At 47.9% G+C, this 23,804-nt stretch carries 22 protein-coding genes; 6 read left to right on the top strand and 16 right to left on the bottom strand.

Annotated elements, in window-relative coordinates; all coding sequences use genetic code 11:
- Positions 1 to 66: 66 nt before the first annotated feature.
- From ACJJJA_RS08585 to ACJJJA_RS08575, 3 genes are read right to left on the bottom strand one after another with little or no spacing between them, the layout of a single operon-like run.
- Entirely contained in the window at positions 67 to 1,383 is a 1,317-nt protein-coding gene (locus tag ACJJJA_RS08585) for a sodium ion-translocating decarboxylase subunit beta (protein ID WP_444898650.1), read from the bottom strand.
- 19 nt (positions 1,384 to 1,402) lie between these two features.
- Positions 1,403 to 3,190 (bottom strand): sodium-extruding oxaloacetate decarboxylase subunit alpha, encoded by a 1,788-nt coding sequence (oadA, locus tag ACJJJA_RS08580; protein WP_444904326.1) that lies wholly within the window; start codon positions 3,188 to 3,190, stop codon positions 1,403 to 1,405.
- Between the two features lie 56 nt (positions 3,191 to 3,246).
- Positions 3,247 to 3,480, bottom strand: a complete 234-nt coding sequence (locus ACJJJA_RS08575; RefSeq protein WP_252085251.1) for an OadG family protein — start codon at positions 3,478 to 3,480, stop codon at positions 3,247 to 3,249.
- A gap of 591 nt (positions 3,481 to 4,071) precedes the next feature.
- Here ACJJJA_RS08575 and ACJJJA_RS08570 point away from each other — a divergent pair.
- Positions 4,072 to 5,091: a tRNA dihydrouridine synthase gene (locus tag ACJJJA_RS08570; protein ID WP_444888919.1), complete on the top strand. Its 1,020-nt coding sequence runs from the start codon at positions 4,072 to 4,074 to the stop codon at positions 5,089 to 5,091.
- 18 nt (positions 5,092 to 5,109) lie between these two features.
- Here ACJJJA_RS08570 and ACJJJA_RS08565 read toward each other — a convergent pair whose 3' ends face one another.
- The 11 genes from ACJJJA_RS08565 to ACJJJA_RS08515 form a co-directional block, all read right to left on the bottom strand.
- Positions 5,110 to 5,922, bottom strand: coding sequence for an outer membrane lipoprotein-sorting protein (locus ACJJJA_RS08565; RefSeq protein WP_444898652.1), 813 nt, complete (start codon positions 5,920 to 5,922; stop codon positions 5,110 to 5,112).
- The gene (locus tag ACJJJA_RS08560) at positions 5,915 to 7,129 is read right to left on the bottom strand and encodes an ABC transporter permease (RefSeq protein ID WP_444904325.1); all 1,215 of its coding nucleotides are present in this window, start codon (positions 7,127 to 7,129) and stop codon (positions 5,915 to 5,917) included. Before ACJJJA_RS08560 ends, ACJJJA_RS08565 begins: the two co-directional genes overlap by 8 nt.
- Entirely contained in the window at positions 7,117 to 7,800 is a 684-nt protein-coding gene (locus tag ACJJJA_RS08555; protein ID WP_444888509.1) for an ABC transporter ATP-binding protein, read from the bottom strand. Before ACJJJA_RS08555 ends, ACJJJA_RS08560 begins: the two co-directional genes overlap by 13 nt.
- A gap of 23 nt (positions 7,801 to 7,823) precedes the next feature.
- Positions 7,824 to 8,432, bottom strand: coding sequence for a hypothetical protein (locus ACJJJA_RS08550; RefSeq protein WP_444904324.1), 609 nt, complete (start codon positions 8,430 to 8,432; stop codon positions 7,824 to 7,826).
- Between the two features lie 335 nt (positions 8,433 to 8,767).
- Positions 8,768 to 10,096, bottom strand: a complete 1,329-nt coding sequence (locus ACJJJA_RS08545) for a gluzincin family metallopeptidase (RefSeq protein ID WP_444904323.1) — start codon at positions 10,094 to 10,096, stop codon at positions 8,768 to 8,770.
- A 12-nt stretch (positions 10,097 to 10,108) separates the two neighbouring features.
- Complete coding sequence (locus tag ACJJJA_RS08540; protein ID WP_444904322.1) at positions 10,109 to 10,462, bottom strand: glutaredoxin family protein; 354 nt, start codon at positions 10,460 to 10,462, stop codon at positions 10,109 to 10,111.
- Between the two features lie 348 nt (positions 10,463 to 10,810).
- Positions 10,811 to 11,872, bottom strand: coding sequence for an Ldh family oxidoreductase (locus tag ACJJJA_RS08535; RefSeq protein WP_444904321.1), 1,062 nt, complete (start codon positions 11,870 to 11,872; stop codon positions 10,811 to 10,813).
- Between the two features lie 122 nt (positions 11,873 to 11,994).
- A complete protein-coding gene (locus ACJJJA_RS08530; protein WP_444904320.1) occupies positions 11,995 to 12,756 on the bottom strand; it encodes a LytR/AlgR family response regulator transcription factor in 762 nt (253 codons plus the stop codon).
- Entirely contained in the window at positions 12,744 to 13,766 is a 1,023-nt protein-coding gene (locus ACJJJA_RS08525) for a sensor histidine kinase (protein ID WP_444904319.1), read from the bottom strand. The genes ACJJJA_RS08530 and ACJJJA_RS08525 overlap by 13 nt, the downstream gene beginning before the upstream one ends.
- Positions 13,767 to 13,774: 8 nt before the next feature.
- A complete protein-coding gene (locus ACJJJA_RS08520) occupies positions 13,775 to 14,956 on the bottom strand; it encodes a TonB-dependent receptor (RefSeq protein ID WP_444925257.1) in 1,182 nt (393 codons plus the stop codon).
- A complete protein-coding gene (locus ACJJJA_RS08515) occupies positions 14,904 to 15,140 on the bottom strand; it encodes a hypothetical protein (protein ID WP_444904317.1) in 237 nt (78 codons plus the stop codon). Before ACJJJA_RS08515 ends, ACJJJA_RS08520 begins: the two co-directional genes overlap by 53 nt.
- A 301-nt stretch (positions 15,141 to 15,441) precedes the next feature.
- Between ACJJJA_RS08515 and ACJJJA_RS08510 the strand changes: the two genes are divergently transcribed.
- The 3 genes from ACJJJA_RS08510 (at position 15,442) to ACJJJA_RS08500 (ending at position 17,855) form a co-directional block, all read left to right on the top strand.
- On the top strand, positions 15,442 to 17,028 hold the full coding sequence (locus tag ACJJJA_RS08510; RefSeq protein ID WP_444904316.1) for a VCBS domain-containing protein: 1,587 nt from the start codon (positions 15,442 to 15,444) through the stop codon (positions 17,026 to 17,028).
- 14 nt (positions 17,029 to 17,042) lie between these two features.
- Positions 17,043 to 17,336, top strand: coding sequence for a hypothetical protein (locus ACJJJA_RS08505; RefSeq protein ID WP_444885542.1), 294 nt, complete (start codon positions 17,043 to 17,045; stop codon positions 17,334 to 17,336).
- Between the two features lie 189 nt (positions 17,337 to 17,525).
- A complete protein-coding gene (locus ACJJJA_RS08500; protein ID WP_444885543.1) occupies positions 17,526 to 17,855 on the top strand; it encodes a hypothetical protein in 330 nt (109 codons plus the stop codon).
- Positions 17,856 to 18,025: 170 nt separating this feature from the next.
- Here ACJJJA_RS08500 and ACJJJA_RS08495 read toward each other — a convergent pair whose 3' ends face one another.
- Positions 18,026 to 19,237 carry a hypothetical protein gene (locus ACJJJA_RS08495; protein WP_444904315.1) on the bottom strand — a complete coding sequence of 404 codons (1,212 nt, stop codon included), beginning with the start codon at positions 19,235 to 19,237 and terminating at the stop codon, positions 18,026 to 18,028.
- A 189-nt stretch (positions 19,238 to 19,426) separates the two neighbouring features.
- Positions 19,427 to 21,013 (bottom strand): sodium:solute symporter, encoded by a 1,587-nt coding sequence (locus tag ACJJJA_RS08490; protein WP_444904314.1) that lies wholly within the window; start codon positions 21,011 to 21,013, stop codon positions 19,427 to 19,429.
- Positions 21,014 to 21,277: 264 nt separating this feature from the next.
- Here ACJJJA_RS08490 and ACJJJA_RS08485 point away from each other — a divergent pair, with 264 nt between their 5' ends.
- Together ACJJJA_RS08485 and ACJJJA_RS08480 are read left to right on the top strand one after the other, a co-directional pair.
- Positions 21,278 to 22,498, top strand: a complete 1,221-nt coding sequence (locus ACJJJA_RS08485) for an ROK family transcriptional regulator (protein ID WP_444904313.1) — start codon at positions 21,278 to 21,280, stop codon at positions 22,496 to 22,498.
- A gap of 95 nt (positions 22,499 to 22,593) precedes the next feature.
- Positions 22,594 to 23,577 (top strand): glycoside hydrolase family protein, encoded by a 984-nt coding sequence (locus ACJJJA_RS08480; RefSeq protein WP_444904312.1) that lies wholly within the window; start codon positions 22,594 to 22,596, stop codon positions 23,575 to 23,577.
- Positions 23,578 to 23,804: the final 227 nt, after the last annotated feature.

Raw genomic sequence — 23,804 nt, 5'->3', positions numbered from 1 at the left:
TTAAATTTTATCAAAGAAAAAGGCGAACCGAAGTTCGCCTTGTCAGGAATCGCTTTGTGGGCCAAGTCAGCTGCCGGTTAAACTGCGTACCATACTGATCATGACTCCCGCAGCAACCGCAGAGCCAATAACCCCAGCCACATTCGGGCCCATAGCGTGCATCAGCAGGAAGTTGTGCGGATTGGATTCGAGCCCCACTTTATTGGATACCCGTGCAGCCATGGGCACGGCAGATACACCAGCAGAACCGATCAGTGGGTTTACCTTGTGCTTACTGAATACATTGAGCAGTTTCGCCATCAATACCCCTGCGGCAGTACCGATGGCAAAGGCCACGATACCCAGGGCGAGGATTCCCAGAGTTTTGGGGTCAAGGAATTTATCTGCAGCCAGTTTCGAACCGACCGAGAGACCTAGGAAAATCGTGGTGATATTGATCAACGCATTCTGAGCAGTATCCGAAAGGCGAGACACCACACCACACTCACGCATCAGATTACCGAAACAGAACATTCCCAACAGCGGAGCTGCAGCGGGAAGGAACAGGGCAACCAGAATCAGCAGCAACAGCGGGAAGGTAATTTTCTCGCGCTTGCTTACATGACGCAGCTGCACCATCTCGATTTTGCGCTCCTGCTCTGTAGTGAGTGCGCGCATAATCGGTGGCTGAATCATGGGCACCAATGCCATATAGGAATAGGCTGCTACCGCAATCGCACCCAGCAAATCAGGGGCCAAAATGCTGGAAACGTAGATTGCTGTAGGGCCATCTGCACCGCCGATAATACCAATGGCCGCGGCATCGGCGATGGAGAAGTCCATAATCCCCGCAACTGAGAGCCCGACAGCACCCAGTACAGTGGCAAAGATACCGAACTGTGCCGCCGCACCCAGGAACAGGGTACGCGGGTTAGCGAGCAGCGGGCCAAAATCGGTCATGGCCCCCACTCCCATAAAAATCACCAACGGCGCGACACCCGAAGCAATAGCTACAGAATAAAAGTTGTACAGCATGCCGTTGCTGAAACCGGCATCGCTGGCAAACTCTGCGGCCTGTAACTGCACCGCAGCCGGGGCAGCACCCAGGGCAGCTTTTAAATCCTCGAGACTGGCAACAGTATCCAACCCCAAGATCTGGGCCATTTGGGCAAGAACTGCTGCATTTCCCTGGGCCAATGCGGTCTCTGCTGCAGAGAGTGCCAGATCTGCTCCGGGAATATTGGCCAGGATACCGCCGAAGCCAATTGGCACCAGCAACAGTGGCTCAAAGTTTTTGCGAATAGCCAGAAACAGCAGCCCCAATCCAACAAAGATCATGACCAGCTGCCCCGGCATCATTTGTGCGATGCCGGAGGACTGCCAAAGCGTGAGTAAATTATCCACTTGCGACTCCTACCCCAATCTATGCGATAGACAGCAGGGCATCACCCACCGCCACGGAATCGCCCTCTTTTACCGCTACGCTGGCAACACTGCCACTGCGCGGCGCACTCACTACGGTTTCCATCTTCATGGCTTCGAGCACAATAATGGCCTGGCCCTCGCTGACCTTGTCACCAGGCATCACCATCACCTTAAAGATATTGCCCGCTAGGGGCGCATTGACCGGCTCACCACCAGTGGCTGGAACCGAACTGGCTGGACTGGCTGCAGGGGCGGCCGCACCTACCGGGGCAATATTGGTCAGATCGCCACCATCGGCCACTGTCACGGTGTAGCTCTGGCCTTCCACAGTGACCGTATACACCTCTTCCCCGTTGTCATTTTTCACTGCGGCGTTTTCATTGCCAGTAGGCACTGGCTCAAAGGCATCGGCGTTGCCGCGATTTTTCAGGAACTTGAGGCCGATTTGTGGGAAGAGTGAATAAGTGAGCACATCGTCAATCTCACCTTCGCCATTGGTCAGGGCAATGTCCTCGGCCCCGGCTTTTTCCTGTAACTCCAAGGTAAGCCTGTCCAACTCTGGAGCGATCAAATCCGCAGGGCGACAGGTCACTGGCGCTGCGCCTTCCAATACCTTCACCTGCAACTCCTGATTCACTTCGGCAGGGGTCGCGCCATACTCCCCTTTCAAAACGGCTGCCGTTTCTTTAGAGACAGATTTATAGCGCTCACCGGTCAGCACATTTAATACTGCCTGGGTGCCTACAATTTGTGAGGTGGGCGTTACCAGGGGGATATAACCAAGATCCTGGCGTACGCGGGGAATCTCTTCGAGTACCTCATCCAGTCGCTCACCGGCGCCCTGCTCGCGCAGCTGGTTTTCCATATTGGTCAACATGCCACCGGGCACTTGGGCCACCAAAATACGCGAGTCCACGCCTTTAAGGGAACCTTCAAATTTCGCGTACTTTTTACGCACCTCGCGGAAATATGCAGCAATTTCTTCGAGCAGATTAATATCCAGACCGGTATCCCGCTCAGTGCCTTCAAGCATGGCAACCAGTGTTTCCGTGGGGCTGTGGCCATAGGTCATGGACATGGAGCTGATGGCGGCATCCACATTGTCGACGCCCGCCTCGATACATTTGAGCGCGGTGGCAATAGAAAGACCCGTAGTCGCATGGCAATGCAGATGGATGGGAATATCCACCGCCGTTTTAAGGCGCTTTACCAACTCGTAGCCTTCGTAGGGGCGCAATAGGCCGGCCATATCCTTAATGGCAATGGAGTCCGCCCCCATATCCTCAATCTGGCGCCCCAGCTCTACCCACAAGTCCATGGTATGTACCGGGCTCACGGTATAAGAGATAGTGCCCTGAGCGTGCTTATCTTGTTTTTTTACCGCGGCCAGGGCCGTCTTCAGGTTGCGCATATCGTTCATGGCATCGAATACGCGGAAGACATCCACCCCGTTGACCGCAGCACGCTCAACAAATTTTTCCACGACATCATCGGCGTAGTGGCGATATCCCAGAATATTTTGCCCACGGAACAACATTTGCTGCGGGGTGTTGGGCATGGCTTTTTTTAATTCGCGAATCCGCTCCCAGGGGTCTTCGCCGAGATAGCGAATACAGGCATCGAAGGTGGCGCCCCCCCAAGATTCCAGCGACCAAAAGCCGACTTGATCGAGCTTTTCTGCAATCGGCAGCATATCGTCCAGTCGCAGGCGGGTGGCGAATAGTGACTGGTGGGCGTCACGCAGGACTACATCGGTAATCCCCAATGGCTTTTTAACCTCAGTCATGGGTTATCTCTCTCGGCAGAAATTATTGGATGTTGTAATGAAGCGAAATTTGGCGATTAACGTTTTTTTCGATGTTGTTCGATGGCCGCCTTGATAATGGCGTGCAAGCGGGCATTGTCATCGTTACCGCTAGCGGGCGGAGTGGCGACTGGCTCCGCTTCGGGAAAGTGGCGAGTAATAATTCGGGACATGATACCGGTGCCTATCACCAGTAACAGCAGGAAGGTAAAAACAATTCCCATACCGAACAGGGTAATGTCCAACCCCTGTTGAAGTAGCGTATCTTGCACTCTGTATCCCCCTAAGCCTTCGGATAATAAAAGGTTAATATCCGGGCGATTATTCTTCGGCCTGTGGCCGTTTATTGTTAAGCAGCCACTATGCTTGGGCGCCTATAAAAACTGCCAAACAGCAACGCTAAACTTCCGCACAATTCCCAGCTTGACCAACACCAAGCCACCCCAACTGCAATCCCCAAAATTCTGCGACTGAGCGCAGTGATCTAATTGGTAACCTGCCTGGCTGGCAACCCATTTACGCCCGGCAATCTAGTCTTCAAGCTGGGCAAATACAACCTAGTTGGCGGTTCCACCCCGACAAGTAACCATACTATCTACTGCCAGAGGGTTTTTCTGCAGCATGGAAGTGCAGTCAATTTTCTATTATCAATACAAGTTGCTTTTAAAATCAAACACTTAATGGTTTCAGTGGCAACGATGGCGCATGGTTCATTGCGCCCCTTATTGGTGCAAACACACTCGAATTTGAGTTCAAATCTCCTATTAAAACTACCAGCCGAATGATCATTGTTACGGAATAGCGATCACTTGCTGATAGAATATGCGCCAACCATCACACCAATTTTTCCTATTTCCAACTTTATGACCGATAAGACAATTTCCCTGCAGCCGAAGATTTACCAGGCCCCCATGGAAGGTGTTATCGACCACCATGTGCGCAGACTGCTTTCAACGATTGGCGGAGTCGATATCTGTGTAACCGAATTTGTGCGTGTTACCGATACCCGCCTACCCCGCAGGGTTTTTACTCGTCTGTGTCCGGAGCTCTTGGAGGGCGCCAAAACGGCCAATGATGTCCCGGTACGCTTGCAACTACTGGGCGGCAATCCTGAGGCCATGGGCATCAATGCCGCCAAAGCGGTTGCAGTGGGGGCAAAAGCGATCGATCTGAATTTTGGTTGCCCAGCCAAGTCGGTCAATAACAGCGATGGGGGCGCCTGCCTACTGCAAAGCCCACATCGGGTAGAGGCGATTGTCGGCGCTGTGCGCCGGGCCGTACCGGATCACATCCCTGTCACCGCGAAAATCCGCCTGGGGTTCAACGACCGCTCTACCTATATGGATAATGCCCTGGCCGCAGCCGCCGGTGGAGCCAATGAGTTGGCGGTTCACGCTCGCTCTAAAGTCGATGGCTACAAGCCTCCGGCCTACTGGGAATATATCGGTGAGATTCGGGAAAAACTGCAGATTCCAGTAGTCGCCAATGGCGATATCTGGACACTGGCGGAATTTCAGCGCTGCCACGAGCAAACCGGTTGCCAAGCCTTTATGTTTGGCCGCAGCCTGTTGGCAAGGCCTGATTTGGGGCTGCAAATCAAGGCCTTCTGCGCCGGGGTAGAATATCAGCCGATGGCATGGCCACAAATTGTCGAGTTACTCTGGGGTTACTATCAAATTACCCGGGAAGTCTACCCGGCCAAGTATCTGGGTAACCGGATCAAACAGTGGCTGGCCTATCTCAAGCTCGCGTTTCCAGAGGCCCAGGTATTTTTTGAGAAACTTAAACGCCTGCGCGAGGCTGAGGCTATTGAAGCCATTTTTTCCCAGGAGTTGGAGTCACCCCAGGAAATCATTAACCAAAAAGCTATTGCAGCCGCTTAATAGCGGCTGCAAAGTTCGTTAAAGCTCAGCGGTTGACTGGCGACTTAGGTAAGCCGGGTTGTAATACTTTTCCGGCAAATCATGGGCCTGGACACTCTCATAAATAACCCGTGTCTCTGTGCCAGTATTGATCGTATCCTGCAGCCGCATTTCCGCCACTACCTGCCGTCCCTCTCTTTGCCCCGGGGTAAAGTGCGCAATCTTGGCCAACTTGCCGGATTTCAGGTAAAGCTCGGCTTTTACCGGAAAATTACTTTTGCTATCCACCCACAAGTTAATACGCTGATAACTGGCCCCCTTGGTTTTAGCGGTAAGGCTCAAACGGTTTACCAGCTGATCCTGTAATGTCTCCTGCCCGGCATAAACGCCCTGATAATCCTCACTCCAGGTGAGTGTGGCCACATCGCCCACCGATGCCCCCCCCAACAATTTTTGCATGGGTGTAATCCGTATAGGGCGGCGGCTGCGCGGCATCAGCATCCAATAGTTATCCTGCAGCATTAACATCTTGGTGCCCTCCTCTCCCTTGCCTTTGAATACCACCAGAGATTTGCGCTGTGGGCGGGTGTACACATGGTAATTATCCATACTGTCCAGCTCGCCATTTTTGTAGACCCGCACCTCAGTGACTACTCGCGCGGAATTTTCTTGCAGACGGTAAAAATCGGCTTTGGCAAGCATGCTCTCCACTTGCTGCGTGGTGTAGATAATCTCGTTGCTGGCCCCGCTATTGGTATTTAGTGAATTGGCCAATGCCATTGGAGCCATTGTTATTACCAGAGCGCTGCCCAAAACTTTCCAAGCAGTTTTTAGTTTCGCTAACTTATACATGTACCAATGCCTCTGTTATCGGTTTGTTTACACCTTTGCGCGCTGCCATAAAGGAAGACAGAACACAGATTGCCGCTACTGCTAACGAGATCATCCAAGCAAGATTCAATGAGAAATACACCACCAGGGGATAGCTCTCAGTTTTACCGGGAGGGGCCGGCATGGTGACTTCAAACACCATCAAACCCATACTCACCGCAGCTGCCAGCAAGATGCCCACGATCGCTCCTACCAGGGACAACACCAATGCCTCCAACACAAAGCCCAGCAGTAATTCGGCGCGGGACGTACCCAATGCGGAAAGAGTGCCGATCTCACGGGTTCTTTCTGTAACCGACATCGCCAAGGTATTGAAGAGGGAAACAAAAATGACCATTGCCATGATCACGCCCATCAGGCCAAAAATTCGGTCGTAAAGACTTTTCACCCCTTGGTAAAAGAAGGCGCGATCCTCCCAGGTGGTAATTTCCAACTCGGGAGCCTGCTCAGCCAGACGCGCCTTTAATACTTCGGTGTCTTCCAGCTCATAGCCGTACAGGTGCATGGTGCTGACTTTTTCACTATCGAGAATAAACTGGGCAGAATTTATCGAGAGATACACCTGACGCTTATCCATGTCAGGAACACCAGTTCCAAAAACACCCTGTACTTTAAAATCCAGTGCGTTAAGCGCCCCATCTACAGTGGTCGACATCAGGGTGACATAGTCCCCTGTTTTTACATTCAGATTTCTGGCCAGATCCTTGGCCAGCATAATCTGCGGATCGGTAGGATCTTCATTCTTACTCAGAATGCCACCTTCTGTCATATTTAAGAAAGGCCCCTTTACCCGAAACTCGCTCGGCAAAATCCCCTGCCCCAAAAATATGGTCGACTTATCTCCATTGGAGATCAAGCCATTCAAATAGATACGCGGTTGTACCGCCTTAACCTGGCTATCGGTCAATAAGCGCTTTCTCAATTCATCGGCATTTTCCAAGCCATTTTGTAATGGATACTCTTCATCGCTATTGAAATATCCCGGCTGGGTAAACACCAGATGCCCCTGACTGCGCGCCGCGCCTTCTTTCAGGGATTTATAAGTGTATAGACCAAAGCCCCCGGAAGTCATCAGAGCCATCACTACAATAGCGACAATTGCGACGGTCAAAAGACTGCGGCGGCGGTTGCGTAATAAATTCAAAACTGCCAGTTTTAAGCGACGCATGGGGCTTCCTCCTGCAAAATCACACCGTCTTGTAAATTGATCACTCTGTCACAGTGCTGAGTCATACGATCATCGTGGCTGGCCACAATAAAGGCCGTTTTCTGTTCCCTGCCAAGGTATTTCATTAATTCAATAATCTGCTGAGCCGTTACACTATCCAAGCTAGCGGTGGGCTCATCAGCTATCACCAATTTGGGCTTGTGCACCAGTGCTCGAGCTATCGCCACCCGTTGTTGTTGGCCGCCGGAGAGGCGGTCGGGGCGATATCGGGCAAACTCGGCCAAACCCACATAATCCAACATCTGCATTACCCGCTGTTTAACCTCTGCAGAATCCACACCATTGAGCTGTAATGGGTAGGCGACATTTTCAAAGGCACTCATCACCGGAACCAAATTAAATTTCTGAAAAATAAACCCCATCTGAGTGCGACGTATCTTCATTGCCTGCTGGTAGTCCCTGGTCATTAATTCACCGGCAAAATGCACCACACCGGAATAATCTTGGTCCAGTAAGCCACAGATATTTAGCATGGTACTTTTACCGGAGCCTGAGGGCCCACAGAGGGCCACCATAGTACCGGGGCGAATGGCCAAGTTGACATCTCGCAAAGCCTGGTGCTTTATTTCACCTGTTGTATAGGTCTTTTCTATATGTGTCAGCTGCAACATCGGTCTTTCTCCAATCCCAATTACTACTCAGTATCCAGCTTACAAAGTGCCTGAGCCCCTCTTGTATTGACCTTTGCCTGCCACTCACTTTTCTGATCTGACTTTTCACCCAAATCCGCAGCCTCCAGGGCACCACAGTAGATCCAACTCACTGCCTGTACCGGCATGTGCGACAGACGCGGATCATTCATCAGCTCCCCATAGAGCTCAAATCCTCGATCAAAAGCATTGAAAAAAGCAGGTACAGTGGTAAAAGTGGTGGCCGCAATCCCTTTAAAAAGCAAATCCCGGGGCACCCCCCTAGCCGAGCGGCCAGGATTTTCAAGCTCCTCCAACATCAATAGGGCTTTGTCCATACGGGCGATCCCATTTTCTGCATAGCTCACCTTCTTCCAAGGCAACCAACTCTCCTTGGCCATCAGAGTCTCACTGGCACCCAGGTAGAATAGGGCTGCAGGGTCTGTGGGATCTTGCTGCTGGGCAACTTTGAAAGCCTCGTAAGAAACTTCAATGGCATCCCCACCCTGCTGCGCCGCCTTGTTATATAGCCCTTCTAACTGCGCATCCACTGCGGCAAAAGCGGAAGTAGACATACCCAGTTGAATCAGTGCCGCTGCAATAATCTTCTTCATGATTTCTCTCCTTGCGTTTAGGTTGGGAGCAGATTAGCGCTGGTTATGGAGGGGGTCTTGATCGTGCGACAAAAGGGGAAGGAGAGAGATAAACGGGGAATCTTTGGGCTGAATGGAGTTAGAAGCCACAGATAAGTGGTAAATGGCGAGGCGTAAACTATTTTGGCAAGTTACTTCCTAGGAGGTGGTACAGCAGAACCAGTTAATTGATATTGTCCCTAAGCGACCTCTCAAATCAGCTCGAACACATATATAAAAATTAGGTCCAACATATTTAGAGGGTAAGCCCAAACTCACCCATCTGTAAGAAAACCTTAGTATTGAAAAATTGATTATTAGGTACTGTCAGCTACCAACTTGCTAATAAATTTTAAAGCAGAGAAGCCAGGGGTGTTTAATTTTTCTAAATTTTTAACCATTGCTGACGGTAGATAAGGCTTGGCTGCAAACAGAAATTGAGCCGCCCCGGCCGGTGATTCAGTTGAAATCTTAGAAGAATAGAGATTCCATAATTCATAAATGGAAATAGAGCCCTGCTCTTTCAGGTATGTATCTATCGCATTTATAATCAGAAGACCGCAATTATAGTGAATGCGTGGATTCTTACGTGACGCATCCAGATAAACCGGATTTTCCCCCAGGCTGGCAAGGCATTTCTGCTCTGCTTGCTTTATCTTCTGTGACAGATAACCCTTAGAAAGGATACTCTCGAACGCCAAACCGGCAAAATAATCAGCCGCTCCCTCATGAAGCCAGGAGTCAGCTGTATCTATAACATCTGCGCCCTCTCTCTGATATAAATGGGCAACTTCATGGGAAAAAAGCCAAAACAATTCATCGACATCAATTGCCTCAACAACAGACTTCTTACCATACCAATGCATAAATATCTGGCCTGGCAGAGTTCCACCTTGATGACCATGTCGACCATCGTCTGTAGAACTAAAAGAAGCAAACAACGCGGGCCTATAGCCAAGTGTGCCCATTTTATCAGCAAAGAAATCCATCAACTCAGGCAACTGAGTGCTCATCTGATGTTGCAGCTTCTCTGGTAGAAGTTCATCGATCACACTTACAAAGTGATCACTCTGTATCGGTTCTCCATGACCAATATAGACCTTGCTGCCTTCATCGAAAGCCGCCCACTCAATACTTCCCTGATAGATCCTGCCATGCAGGATAATATTGTCAGACTCGGGAGCAACAATCGTCAAATACCACTTCTTTAGGCTAGGTTCGCAAGAATCTGCGCAGGAAAAAAATCTCCCCGTATGCAATAAATAACTTCCATCCGAAAACGGGGAGAAAGGGGCATATTCCTTGGGGAGGGCCGTATAAGTTGGGGTAAGATGAAAAGTAGCTTCTGTAAAGGCACTGCCGTCCTCACGCACTAAACTCTCTTCCTCATCAACAAACTCAAACTGATACCCGTTAGAAGTAGGAACCCAACGCTTGCTTCTTGAGTTATCCGGAGAGCTTTTAAAGGCGAGCTTCTTTATTGGCTTTTCTGACACAAAGGTAACAAACCAGTTACCATTTCCCTTCTTTTCCAGCTTGGTGCTAATAGTATTTGCAACTGCTATAGAGCTGAATCCTAAACAGCTACATACCACAGCCATAGTAATTGCAAGGGCTATTGTACGAAACGATTTTTTTATTATCATTCTCAACCTTAATCACAAAAAGCTTGTGCTCTGAGCTTTTGAATAAGCACTTAATATTTTTTTAGCATTATATCCATGAATTACCTCTCCATTAATAAGCAAGACAGGAACACCTTTGCCACCTAGGCGATTATACTGAGACCTGCCCTGCTGGGACTTCTCAATATCATACTCATAAAATGGTATATTGTGCTCTCTCATCAATTCACGTGATTTCTGGCAATAGCCACACCATTCGGTAGCGTAGAGAATAACCTCACCCGGCCGCAGAGAGGCGTAATCCGGAAGCGGATTAAAATACAGCGCTATCTTATCCCACTTTTGAAAAATCAACAGAGCTACAGCCAAAATCAACACATTCCTCATGCAAAGCCCCTAAAATTCAAAGAATCAGGCAAATAACCTCTTAGCAGCTCAACAGCTAGAAAGCAAATGAGAAGTCCGCAATATGTACCAACTTAGGTGGTTCAGTATTTTATCTATAAGGCTTACTAGGGTGGTTATGCAAGATGTTTACCTTCAACTTTCCATCCTCACTCATAACATCCTTACAAATATCAGCCCTTGAGCCATTCTTTTTTATTACATCCTCTTAACATCCCCACCGACACACTATCAGGCGCACCAAGGGTTTCGTCTTTAATGTAGTGTTGAGCTGATGCTTTTGCTATAACTAAGGTGATCACTCTAAGAGAATGAATTTGTCAGTAAAAATTAGCTCTTAGTTAATACAGAGGGAAGGGGAACCTGTAATTTTTCAGCCCAGGGCTGAAGATCCTTGATAATAGAGGGATATAACTCTACCCCATCACGCAATTGCCGTGTTCGATTCGCCCAAGCACGCTGGCCAGGGACTCTTACAGGCTCATCGCTATCACTGCGATTTTGCTCCCAGAGGTTACTTAAAGCAATGGTTTGACGAAGAAAGTCTGCTTTTGCCCCAAAAGCCTGGGGATCAATTATCTGTAAGAAAACCGAGTTGGCCTCTTTATCGTGTTTGGCTGAATCATCGTCACGGCCATAGCCTCCAAGTGCCATCGACAACACCTCCAACATTGCACTTAGTGCCGCCCCCTTGTAACCGTGATCAGCACCACCAATCGGTAAAATACTGCCACCATCTTTGAACGCCGAGGGATCATCAGAAATCTTGCCATTATGATCTTTAAGGCAAGCGGAAGGCATTTTCCTACCCTCTCGCTTTGCACGTGACACATAGGCACCTGCTGTAATAGACATACTCACATCAAACAACAGAGGGTAATCTCCGGCCGGAGCCGCAAATGCCAGGGGATTCGCAGAGAACAATGGATCAATTCCCCCTTGAGGCGATACAGTATTTTCTCCCGGAGTTGAACAGGTTAGAATCGCCACATAACCCGCTTCGATTACCTGAGGTAAATAGGCAGCTAGGCAGGCAATATGCTGGCTGCGGCGAATAGTAGCGGTAACAACACCCTGTTCAGATACTCGTGACAATGCCTGTTCAATGGCTTTGCTAAGCACCCAGGGACCAGGTAAAAATTGTGCATCCCAGTTAAAGCTGTTACCCCTATCGGACAACACTTTGGGTCCACCACTAAGCTTGGACTCACCACTTTGTAACCACTCTAAATTGCTCACAACCCGGTGCAAGCCATGGGTGGTAAAACCGAGCAAGTCTGCCTGCAAGAATACATTAGCGATTATGTCGGCCCTGTCCTTAGCGAGCCCCATACGCTGGAATAAAGCACTGGCAAAATCTCTTAATTCTGTGGAAGAGTAATAATCTTGCATCGTGACTCCATGTCATTCTTAGTTAGGACAATTAAGAACCGGCGCTTACTGTGAACCGGTTATAATTAATCTGCCTTACCACCTTAAATTTATTCTCTCTATGTAATAAACAAAAAATACATTCACATAGATTTAAACATTGCCGCGGCCCTACGGCTCACAGAAAACTTTTGCCCATCATCCATAATTACCGTAGCTGAGCCCGTCAGCCCTCGGTTAATCTTATCGATTCGCTTAATACAAACAATCGTTGATCGGTGTATCTGCCAAAAAAGATCAGGTTCCAACTGCGTCATCAATTCCTTAAGCGGTGTGCGTATAATATGCTGGCCCTGGTCTGAGTAAACAGTGGTGTACTTGTCCTCAGCGACAAAAGCCGAAATTTCATCACAGGAGATTAGGTGTACATCCTCTCCCTTACTAGCCCTGATCCAGCGTAGATATTCCGGCTTACCGACATTGAGTTGCTGCAATAAAGCTGCAATATTCGGACTCACTTGCGCCTGCTCTTCCGCTCTACTTTCCAGACGCTTCTTGATACGTTCACAAGCTAGCTGAAGTCGCTCATCATCAATGGGCTTCAACAAATAATCTACGGCTTCCTGCTCAAAAGCATTTACTGCATATTCATCATAGGCAGTAATAAAGACCACTACAGGTTTGATTTCCAGCTTGTTAAGCGCGGAAGCAACCGCAATACCGTCCAAACCCGGCATACGGATATCGAGAAAAATGACATCAGGCTGTTCTTTCTGGCAAAGAGTTAATGCCTCCTGACCATCAGCTGCTTTACCAACTACCACAAGTTCCGGAAAAACATCAGCCAACATTTTATCCAGATGATGACACAACAAGGGTTCATCATCGGCAATTATCGCGCGCATGGAAACTCCAATCTAGCGGTAACCCCGCCCAGTTGATTACTACTTATCTGCAGCTTGCCTTTTTCCTGGTATAGAGTGGCAAGACGCTCCTTGATATTATTTAAAGCCAAACCATTGTGCTTGTTTGACTTTGACTTATTGGTTGCAGCCTGCAAACCAATTCCACTGTCCTCCACTTCTATGATCCACTGACTAGCTTTCGTAGCCACCCTGAGACAGACCAACCCTCCTTTCTGTGAAGGTTCAATACCATGGAAAATGGCATTTTCCACCAATGGCTGTATTAATAGGGGCGGAACTTCCGTTGAAGGGTTAACGGTTTCTGCCAGTTCGACCCTATACTGCAAGCGCTCACCCAGTCGGATTTGCTGAATAGCCAAATAGCTTTCAAGACTGCGAAGTTCATCTTTCAAGGACACATAGTCAGAACGCGATTTATTCAAACTAAAGCGCAAGAGATCGCTAAAATTATCCAGTAGTAGCTCTGCCTTCTGTGGATCGTGCCTAATCAGCATCTTAAGATTGGCCAGTGTATTAAACAGAAAGTGAGGTTCTATTTGACTTTGTAATACTTTCAGTTGGCTTTGCACCAGAGTTTTTTGTTGCTGGGCCTGTAGTAACTCTGCTTCCTTGCGCTCAGTCTCCAGCTTGTGGGACTGTTCACGATTAAGATAAAACTGGTAGAGTAAAGTCGTCAAAAAGATAGCCAGAATTAGTGAGTAAATCAGGGCATTAACCGCAGGAAAAACTCCAAAGCCAGAGACCCACCACCAAACATTAATAGAACCCAGCACAGTCGTTGCCGAAATGGTTACTGCATACTTGAGTACATGTGGCCAGTTCGGTTTTAGGTGGAGCATAAGCTTGCGCGTAGAAAAAGCAACAAAGCCATAGGTTAGGGATATACCAAAGTTGAGAGAGTAACTCCCTCCCCACACTTGTTTAGTGATTAGGGCCACAACAATACAAAGAATCAATATACGTAAATATTCACTGAGCAACTTCACCATGATTCCTTTTATATCTTCATGTTCGCAGTCAAAGTAACAAGGGTTTCATTCGGCAATTGTGTAAAATACGATTTTTTAGCGCCGCCAAAATACCTTACTGATGCACCCAGAGTCCAATCGCCCTTCATTTCATGGTTAATACCAGCAGTCAAAACCATGCCTCTATCGCCAGGGGAATATAAAATATCCAATTTGGGATTGTAATTGTGATTAGATAAGCTCCAGTGCATCATCAGGTTATGGCGATTGCGTGCTTCGCTTAAAAAAGCTGCAGCAGAAGCATATCTGGTAGCATCCCATCCTTCCCCCTGTTCACTGTACCAGCTGGCATTGTCTGCAAGCCTTTGCCAATCGCGAGTATGCCACGCCCTGCTATCAAACCAGTATTCAGCGATGATTGTATGCCCTGCGGTATGGGTCCAGGTCATGCCCAACAGAGCCTGCCAGCCATCGCTCTGTTCTCCCTCTCGGGGTAAAGTGCCAGCTCCTGGAGAACCGGGCTTTAGCCATTGACGATAACGCTGCTGGTAACGGCCTTCGCTATGTAATTCCCATGACTCCCCATAGGTCGCAACCCAGCTGGCGCCGATATTCAAGCCACGCTGATCATCCAAATAACCGAGTAGTTGCCATTCACTCACACCTTTCAGCTGGTACCAACGTGCAGCCAAACCTCTCGGAAGCTCTTCATTAATAAGTTGACCAGCATTAGCATCAACCAACATCAGGCTCAGCTCTCCACTTGCTGTGAAGCGGCTGGCTGATACGACAGCAACGCCCTCATCAGCCCGCAGAGATACCGGGTTGCGCTCCATAGGCAGGAATAGATCCAAAGGTCTGTGAGCGTAGCTAACACCAAAATCCAGGCGACGCTTACCTGCAAGCAGGTCCCACCCGAACCTATCCCCCTGCCAAAATAACTCCTCCACAACAAGTTCTGATTCCTCACCAGCGCCACTACCTGCCTCATGCAGCATGGAAACCTGTCCTTCCCAGTCCGATACCTGCAGCGCACCTTGTAATTTAACTTGGCGCTCATAACCTGACCCAGAATCGAAGAGGGCACTTTTCGATTGATTCTTAGCGCTAACAGCCATTGCCAACTCCCACTGCTGAGTGAGTGACTGAGCATTGAGCTCACCCACCAGAGACATCATCAACAGCAGCCAAAAAGTATTCCTTTTCATCATCACCTCCAACTTGATAGAAGCAATTTAGCAACACGAGTTGTTGTCTCCAGCCCAAGTGATGAGTGGTCTCCATGATGGACAGGCCGTAGATGGTTGGGATAAATGGTGGATAGCGGCTAGTGCAGGCCAGCAAGTGACGAATAAAGCTGGCCAATTCACAGATCAGTAGTGAGGCCACCATCATCAATTCTGAACAGCAACCAAAGTGATCGGTGGGCCATAACGCTCTATATCTAAACGCTCTGTCACCCAGTGCAAAAGGTCTCTCACTTCAGGCTATCAGAAGTGTTCCTCTTGGAACCCTCCTGTGCTCACCAAACCACAAAACAGGCACATAAGAAGTGAAAATTTTTAGCTTCCCGCGACGAAATCAATAAAAAATACTCTTTAAATCACAATTGGTGGAACCGTACCAGTTGATAGGAGTCCATCTTTTAACTCATTAAACACCGGCTATGACCTTATAGAGATAAATTGGGGGAACAATGCCTGGTCCACTTAAAACGTTTAGCGCTCTCACATTAACCGTAATTCTGGCCGCTTGTAGTGGAGGCTCTGGAGGCAGTAATAATTCTGATAATAATCAGCCTAATAATGAAACAAATGACGGATCTAACACCGGCACAGATGCCGATAACAACAATGATAATGATGGGGGCAACACCGATACTGGCGACTACAGATTCAATCCTAGCACTCCGCTAAGTACATTAGTGGTAGGAACTAGTGAATATGCACAGGGTACACTGCAATTAGAGGATACCGATAGTACCAGCCCCACCTTTCAGTCTGGGACTTATGCCGGAAAGTATGGTGACTTCAAACTATATGACAGCGGTAATTGGGAATACCAACTGAACAACAATGCCAACGATTTAAACAGTGGCGCCTCGGTAGAAGATACTATCGTTTTTTCTCTCAGTAACGGAGATCAGCTAAACATAACTTTTGCGATCCAAACGATTGAAGCCACCCAAAATAGTATCGTTTTTATATTGGTTAATTTTTCCGATGCCACCGTAACGGATGATGTCAGCATCTCCCAACTTGCGGATATGACATTCAACGCTACCGACTCCCTCGATAACACTTACAAAGAAAACTCACTGGGTCAGCTAAAGTTCCAGCGCCATCTCAGCAGCAATAATTCTCTAGCACAATATTGCTATGGTGAGGACAATAAAGAAGAAAGCTCTATTGACTGCTTTATATACAGCATCCCCGACAATCAAAATGGAGGGATTTTAAGTGTTCAAAATGCTCAGAACCGTGCCACAAGCTCTCAGGATGGGCAATATTCCGATGGAGGTTATACTTGGAGAGATAACGCAAGCCGCTGGGTAGAAAGCAATTTTGTCGATGCCAATAATCGCCCAGTAGACCTCAACGCATGGCGCCATCGAGTATTTATATTCCCAACCGCCGCTTACAATGCCGGGTTAGTTGGTACAGGGGTCGCGGCGGTCAATGGCCGCTGGAGTATCGTTACTGCAGATAGCGATCAACTAATTATGGGGCATGAACTGGGTCATAACATTGGTTTAGGCCATGCAGGCAATGATAACAACAACGATGGGGATACTAGCGACCGAGGGGAAAGTGAATATGGCGCTGCCGCAGCCTTCATGGGCAATAGCTGGCAGTCACGCTTATTTGGCAGCGCTCATAGGGACTTTATGGGTTGGTACAACAGCTTCCCTGGCTATTCCAAATCTGTTTCTAAAAGTATGGGGAATGCTTCAGAGGTTCAAATTCAGGCTATCGAACTTACCGCCGGCGAATTAAATAAAACAATGCCACAGATAATAAAGGTGGAGAGTAACGGTAGCAGCAATCGAGAAAATCACTATTTCGTGGAATATCATATTTCCCACCCCATCCTAAACCCTCGTTCACAGCAAGATAAGGCCGTAACTGTGCATTATCTGAAAGATGACACCGCCAACCAAGTGGCCACTCTTAAAGAGCCCGGCAGCAGCTTCACAGATTCGGCTGCTGGAGTCACCATAGAGTTTAAATCCAGAAGTGATGAAATGAATACTGCCACCATTTCAGTAAGCTATACAAATTAAAGAGAGAAATAGTAATGAGATACTTACTCACAATAATTTCGACCTTACTATTAATTCCCACCGCCTCTGGCCAGGAAACTATAACGGGAGTACTGGAAGAAGAGGTTTCAGAAAATTTTAAAACAGGAAAAATTGATCATCGCTTCTCCATCAAAGATGAAAACACAGGGCAGTATTATTTTATAGATGCCAAGGAGATCAAAAAAAAGGGCATGAGATCTGGTGAACGCGTCAGAATACGAGGAGAAAAACAAGAGCGTCGTCGGCTTCATATCAAGGAAACCGAGAGAATCATTTACGAAGAATAAGCACGTAATATCCAGCTGCTTATAAATCTACGCCAGGGCATATACTTCATCAAAATAGCCCTGGCGACGTAAAAACCTACCGGATAGCACAACGCAATAAGCCGCCCTGTTTTTGCTATTATTTCACTGGTTATGTCTAGGAATTTGCCAACCCCTTTTGTTGGCGATACACATGCCAGGGAGTAACGGATGAAAACAGTTGTATCAATCGTTCTGGGTATCGCTCTATTTCAATCACTTTCAGCAAGTGCCGCCTGGACTGAACAGGCGCGCATTGACTATCTCAAAGTTCACAGCCAAGGAGTAGACGTTCGATTAAAAGGATTTGAAAATACCAGTGCTGAAGTGGCATGCTCTGACACTAGGACATTTGTACTAGTGAATGATGAATCTCAAATCTATGACACCAAAGTCTCTTTTTTATTGTCTGCTTTTATGTCAAAGACCCCAGTAAATCTGAGTTACTATGGATGCTATGAAGATAGAATCCGCTTGTATTCCGTCATAATCAGGGACTGAAGCGCCATTAAGCGATGTTTGGAATAACAATATTTTATCTGGAAGGATACATGGATGTATCCACTCAACTCTTAAAGAAGTATTTCACCAAATTCAATGTATAAGACCCGCATAATATTTAAGCGGATCTTATACAGGCCACTCTGACCTTCTTTATAAACCTACGGTACTTAAATCACGGGATCAGAGATTATCGTGACATTTTCCAGGCCATAATACTCTACAACCCAAGAATAACTTTCATACACTTCATAGCGGTCTGGGAAAGCTTTCCCCACCACATCCCAGCGTTTACGAGATTTAGAATAACTTGATCCTTTGATCACACCAGTGAAATTGAACTCGTCACCGTTATGGGGATTAGTCACAGTAGTGGTATAAGGAATTTCAACCTCGCTATTTTCTACCATCATACGTGCCACCAGTAGGCTATAAGCGGGTACACTCGCGGGCATGGCTTCCTTAACGGTTCTCTGATTACTAACCGTCGAAGTTTCTCCAACCGTAGTTGAGGCTGAAAAAGTTTCAGAAAAATTGAACGTGATCGAGCCACTATTTTCAACGGTACCCGGCACTCCAACCTTGTAACCCTCAGTCAAGCTCACGCCGGCAGTCACCGAGATGCCTAGTGTATTGGTCCAAGTATCAGTTTCGCTCTTGCCATCCGTATACCAAACTTCGGTACTATCACTCTGAGTTACGCTAGAAAAATTCTCTAACAATCTTTCACCAAAGAAGGTTTTTGTATTCTCAGGGGTTTCCACAATTTGATCCCAGTGTATTTCAACCCCACTCTCAACCAGATCAAAACGGTCAGCCACACAAGGGTAAATACTCCAAATCTTGCTATCTCCTGCGGTACCAGCAAAACCCACAACTGAACGGGTACCAATACTTAGCTGATACTCTTGCCACTTATGCCAACCATTATTACTGCCAAAAGTTATCTCTCTAGTAGAGTTATTTGACATATCTTTTAAGTAAACACGGATACGAGAAATATTGCCATCGCGTTTCTTATAAAAACGCCAACCCTGGATATATTCCATATCTCCAAGGAGTTTGCGGAATCCTGAACCAGTCGTTTTACCCACCTCGTCATCATCAGCGTATAGATATTCAAGCTTCAAGCCTTTGATACGTTCATCTCCGCTATAACTGGTAATAGCAGCTATTTTATCTCCCGGCACACGCTTGGTGGAATAGCTATCACACATGTCAAAGTCACTGCCATTACCACTCTTACCATAGGAGAATATTTCATCATATCGTAAGGTTCCGCCTTTATCTGCGGTATTAAAATAGAGATCCAATATATTGGTAGTTGCTAAAACTGGGGCAGAAAGAAAAAACCCGATCACCACTGTAAAGATATACCTCATGGCATTACCCTTTTATTAATTGTGCTATCAGTCCGTCATTGTTAGTTACCTCATTACCTCTACCACCTGAGTATTTTCTCTTTTCGCACCTCCTTTAATTGCTTATTAGGGGTTCCATCCTGTGTGAGATTCTTTTAAATCAGTGAATAGCTTTTATCGGTTATATTCATTGGAACACAAACTCAACAATCACCAGAAACTGCCCACCACCAGGGCAGTAGTAATCAGCAGTAATACTGAAAGTACACGATAATTGCGCCAAAGGGGCTCACTGCGCAGCGCCTCGGTTTCCGTATCAAAGTCTTTGCGAGACCAAACAAACTGCCTGGCTTCCTCACTAATCTTTGCCGGGCTTATCAAGCTGGAAGCCACCAACACCATGGAGCAGAAAACAAAGAGGATTGGCGCTATATAAAGGAAATGTAAATTAGTCCAACCCAGCACCTCATTAGCGAGGAATAGAGTTACTCCTCCGGCAGTGCCCAAAACCAAAGTGGTCATTGCGCCCTTGGAGGTCGCTCCCTGCCAAAAAAAGCCAATTAGGAATAGAGCCAAAACAGGGGGTACGGCATAGGAAAGTACTTTTTGCAGATATTGGAACAGAGAACCAAAATTCTCTATCTGCGGCGCCCACAGCACAGCCAGAACCATAAAGATGAAGGTGACCAGTTGCCCCACGCGCATCAGCTGATGCTGGTTCAAAGAGGGAAAACGCTGTCGCACGAAATCCATCGTCACCAATGTAGATGCAGAGTTCAGCGTGGAGTCAATCTGAGACATAAGGGCTGCAACAAAACCAGCCAAGACCAATCCCAAAATGCCCACAGGTAACAATTCAAACAGCAAGGTTGGATAAACCATGTCTGCCCGTTCTAGCTCGGGGAATAGGACAATCGCCATAGTGCCGGGCAGGACCATAATAAACAGCACCGGCAATTTCAGAAGGCCGGCAAACAACGCTCCCCAGCGCCCATGGTTAATATCTTTGGCGCTCAGCACCCGCTGTACCATGAATTGGTTGGTACACCAGAAATAGAAACCCAGTAGGGCCACTCCAGTGACCAGCCCCAGCCAAGGCACACTGGAATCTCCGATTGGACGGATCAAACTCAATTGATGGGCGGATACCTGGGAAACCACATTCTCCCAGCCACCAGCGCGATCCAGAGCGAAGATACTGATCAGAATTGAACCAAAAATTAGCAATAGAGCCTGGATAGTATCGGTGTAAATTACCGCAGCCAAACCGCCGGCAATCGTGTAAATACCTGCGATCACCGCCAAAATCGAAATGGTCACTGACATCGGCATTTCAGGAAAAATCAGCTTCATCACTAAGCCTCCGGCATAAAGGCTGCCGGCGGTATCCACCACGATATTCAGGAAAATTGTCAGACCGGAAAAGTAAGTCCTGGCGGTGCGATTAAAGCGCCGCTCCAGCATCTCGGGCATGGTGTAGATGCGGGAGCGAAGTATTGTCGGCAGATAAAAAATCGCGAAAAAAACCAGGATGACAGCAGCCATCCACTCATAGTTGAAGACTGCTATGCCAGTGCTATAGGCATCGCCTGCCAAACCAATCAGAGTGGTGCTGGAGATATTGGAAGCGAACAGGGAAAGCCCTATCAGCGGCCAAACCATCTTTCGCCCAGCAAGGAAGTAGTCTTCAGCGGTGTCGTGGCGACGACTGAGATAGAGCCCCAGGCCAATTGTGAAAACGAAATAGACGACCAAAATGATCGCATCGATGGGGTGGAGACCAAAATCGACCGACATAACTTCCTCGTTCACCGCTAGTTGCGTATTTTTTATGGTTTGCGGAACTTGCAAAAAATTAAATCACAGTGGTTTAATTAAGTAAAGCAAACCACCAAAATATAAATAAATCCTTTAAAATCAATAAATTAGGGAAACAACCGTTTATCTCACTTTCATTGCTTACGCTAGGTAAACGCAATAAAATCCTATATGGACCTATTTGTCACAAATAGTCTCAGATCAAACTCTCGGATACGCGTTTTCTACAAAAAGGGCACAGAGATGGGTAAGGGAAGTAATTCCAGCGGCCTGCGTCGCTATAACGAACGGGTTTTGCTAACCGCGCTAAGGAAAGCAGGTACTGCGTCCAAGTCTGACCTGGCGCGCCTCACCAACCTCACCCCTCAGGCCGTTACACGCATCGTGGATGAATTGGAGAGCACTGGCATGGTTATGCGTGAGGGGCGCAGGCTTGGCGGCAAAGGCCAGCCCTCCATCATGTACACCATCAACCCCACCGGTGCTTACTCCATAGGCATTAAAGTCGGGCGGCGTAATGTTGAATTATTGTTAATGGATTTTGGCGGCAATATTTTGAAGAAAATATGCCAGGAATTTGAATGCCCCGAGCCCGACTTTCTACTCAGAAATATAGAATCAGGTATCGAAAATTTAAGTGCAGAATTAGTCAAAAAAGACCGATCCAAACTCGTCGGCGTTGGTATCGCCATGCCCTGGTTTATCGGTGCCTGGACAAAAGAATTGGAAATGAGCGATACCCTGGCGAACAAATGGCGAGAAATAAACTTCGCAGAAGAGGTTTCCAAAGGCACCCACCTACCCGTCTTTTTTGAAAATGACTGCTCTGCTGCAGCAGTCGCCGAACTGCAATTCGGCAAAGGCACTGAAGTTTCCGATTTCCTCTACATATTCGTTGGCACTTTTATCGGCGGCGGCCTGGTGCTTAATAGCAGCCTGGAGACTGGTGTACATGGCAACTCAGGCAACCTGGCCACCATGCCAGTCCCTGCCTCCAAGCTCAGTAGCACCCCAGAACCCGAAGGGGCCTTCGAGACCTTACTTAATCGAGCCTCACTATTTGGCTTGCGCCGACACCTGCGCGCCAACCAAATTAATATCAATGACTCTGCTGATTTATTGTCGGTGATGGATCAGGCCCGCCCACTCATACAGGAATGGCTGGACGATTGCGCTGATGCCCTGGTTTACGCCATTCTCTCCACAGTCAGCGTACTGGACCTTGAGGCCGTTGTTATCGATGCGCACCTCCCGCGATTCCTGCTGGAGGAGCTGGTGGAAATCATCTCCAGGCGAATGCAGCAAGCCGCCCCGTCCGGAGTTTTCAAGCCCCAGATAATGAGCGGTAAGATCGGTATTGATGCCATCGCGATTGGCGGTGCCATCCTGCCCTTTTACTCCAATTTTGCACCAGATAAGACCGTGCTATTGAAGGGTGGAGTTCCTGAGCGGGTTCCGGTTTAACCTGAAATATAGCGGAAAATCAAGGCTCAACTAATTAGACATTAAAACCGTATTGGTTCGTTTTACATAATCATAACAGTGAGGTGACCAGCGAGATGGCATTTAACCTAAAAGACAAATGGGTTTGGGATTTTTGGTTCGCCGTTGATGGCGATCAATACCATATGTTTTATCTACAAGCGGATAAATCCCTCGGCGATCCAGAGCTACGCCATTGGCATGTCTCGATCGGTCACGCCATTTCCACCGACCTGATTCATTGGACCACAACGCAAGACGCGATAAAACCGTCCCAATATCAAGAGGGTGACATCGATGAGGCTGCAGACTCCTACACAACCTGGACCGGCTGCGTACATAAAGAGGGCGACACCTGGTACATGTTTTACACGGGTACCAAACACTCAGAAAAAGGGCTTATTCAGCGGGTCTGCCTGGCTACCTCCAAAGATCTTTTAAACTGGCAAAAATGTCCGGAAAATCCTCTGGTGGAGTTAGACCCCAAGTTTTATGACGGTCTAAACCTGGAATACTGGCATGATGCCTCCTGGCGCGACCCCTGGATTGTCAAAGATCCCGATCAAGCCCTTTATCATATGTATGTCACTGCCCGTTGTAATCAAGGCAGTCCCGACGGGCGCGGCGCAGTGGGTTATGCCAGCTCCACCGACCTCCTGCACTGGAAAGTTGGAGAACCCATACTGGCACCGGGCTGGTATGGAGAAATGGAAGTCCCGCAGATTGAAAAAATCCAGGGCCGCTACTATCTCTTCTGCTCTGTCTCCACTCAGTTTCACAGCCAAGCCCACCGCCATTCTATGAGCGGAAAACCACTTACCGGCACCAAGTATTTTGTCTCCGATGCCCTAAATGGGCCATACACCCTTATTGGTGATGGATTCCTCGGTGCTGACGAGCAGGGCAGCCTATATTCCGGTCGGGTGATACAGGGGCCAGACCAACACTGGTATCTGCTCGCCTTTAACCGCGACGATGCACAAGGCAATTTTATCGGCGGGATTTGTGATCCCAAGAAGATCGAATTTCTTGCGAATGGACAACTAAAATTGGCAGAGTAGCGATAGATGGCCAACGGCATCTTGCGAAAGTACCGGTGCCGTGCCGCCTGCCAAATATCCACCAGGGCCGAAGACTTCACCTAACCTGTAAGCAATCAATAGCTGGAAACTTCCCACTGATTGCAGTTTCTTTAGATATTTATCCCCAAGATCTCAGTAAAAACCCTTCCCTTTGCCCCACTCCCCACAAACCAAGCAAATTTTCTTCAGCACCCAAGCAGTACCCG

The sequence above is a fragment of the Microbulbifer mixtoriginis (SeqCode) genome (assembly GCF_052466865.1).
Note: the sequence above shows the minus strand (reverse complement) of the source record. Positions and strands in the feature narration are given on the sequence as shown.

Excerpts from the sequence above, each read along its gene's own strand:
- oadA (WP_444904326.1), bottom strand. The coding sequence starts at position 3,190 with ATGACTGAGGTTAAAAAGCCATTGGGGATTACCGATGTAGTCCTGCGT.
- ACJJJA_RS08570 (WP_444888919.1), top strand. The coding sequence starts at position 4,072 with ATGACCGATAAGACAATTTCCCTGCAGCCGAAGATTTACCAGGCCCCC.
- ACJJJA_RS08565 (WP_444898652.1), bottom strand. The coding sequence starts at position 5,922 with ATGTATAAGTTAGCGAAACTAAAAACTGCTTGGAAAGTTTTGGGCAGC.
- ACJJJA_RS08560 (WP_444904325.1), bottom strand. The coding sequence starts at position 7,129 with ATGCGTCGCTTAAAACTGGCAGTTTTGAATTTATTACGCAACCGCCGC.
- ACJJJA_RS08555 (WP_444888509.1), bottom strand. The coding sequence starts at position 7,800 with ATGTTGCAGCTGACACATATAGAAAAGACCTATACAACAGGTGAAATA.
- ACJJJA_RS08550 (WP_444904324.1), bottom strand. The coding sequence starts at position 8,432 with ATGAAGAAGATTATTGCAGCGGCACTGATTCAACTGGGTATGTCTACT.
- ACJJJA_RS08545 (WP_444904323.1), bottom strand. The coding sequence starts at position 10,096 with ATGATAATAAAAAAATCGTTTCGTACAATAGCCCTTGCAATTACTATG.
- ACJJJA_RS08540 (WP_444904322.1), bottom strand. The coding sequence starts at position 10,462 with ATGAGGAATGTGTTGATTTTGGCTGTAGCTCTGTTGATTTTTCAAAAG.
- ACJJJA_RS08535 (WP_444904321.1), bottom strand. The coding sequence starts at position 11,872 with ATGCAAGATTATTACTCTTCCACAGAATTAAGAGATTTTGCCAGTGCT.
- ACJJJA_RS08530 (WP_444904320.1), bottom strand. The coding sequence starts at position 12,756 with ATGCGCGCGATAATTGCCGATGATGAACCCTTGTTGTGTCATCATCTG.
- ACJJJA_RS08525 (WP_444904319.1), bottom strand. The coding sequence starts at position 13,766 with ATGGTGAAGTTGCTCAGTGAATATTTACGTATATTGATTCTTTGTATT.
- ACJJJA_RS08520 (WP_444925257.1), bottom strand. The coding sequence starts at position 14,956 with ATGATGAAAAGGAATACTTTTTGGCTGCTGTTGATGATGTCTCTGGTG.
- ACJJJA_RS08515 (WP_444904317.1), bottom strand. The coding sequence starts at position 15,140 with ATGATGGTGGCCTCACTACTGATCTGTGAATTGGCCAGCTTTATTCGT.
- ACJJJA_RS08510 (WP_444904316.1), top strand. The coding sequence starts at position 15,442 with ATGCCTGGTCCACTTAAAACGTTTAGCGCTCTCACATTAACCGTAATT.
- ACJJJA_RS08505 (WP_444885542.1), top strand. The coding sequence starts at position 17,043 with ATGAGATACTTACTCACAATAATTTCGACCTTACTATTAATTCCCACC.
- ACJJJA_RS08500 (WP_444885543.1), top strand. The coding sequence starts at position 17,526 with ATGAAAACAGTTGTATCAATCGTTCTGGGTATCGCTCTATTTCAATCA.
- ACJJJA_RS08495 (WP_444904315.1), bottom strand. The coding sequence starts at position 19,237 with ATGAGGTATATCTTTACAGTGGTGATCGGGTTTTTTCTTTCTGCCCCA.
- ACJJJA_RS08490 (WP_444904314.1), bottom strand. The coding sequence starts at position 21,013 with ATGTCGGTCGATTTTGGTCTCCACCCCATCGATGCGATCATTTTGGTC.
- ACJJJA_RS08485 (WP_444904313.1), top strand. The coding sequence starts at position 21,278 with ATGGGTAAGGGAAGTAATTCCAGCGGCCTGCGTCGCTATAACGAACGG.
- ACJJJA_RS08480 (WP_444904312.1), top strand. The coding sequence starts at position 22,594 with ATGGCATTTAACCTAAAAGACAAATGGGTTTGGGATTTTTGGTTCGCC.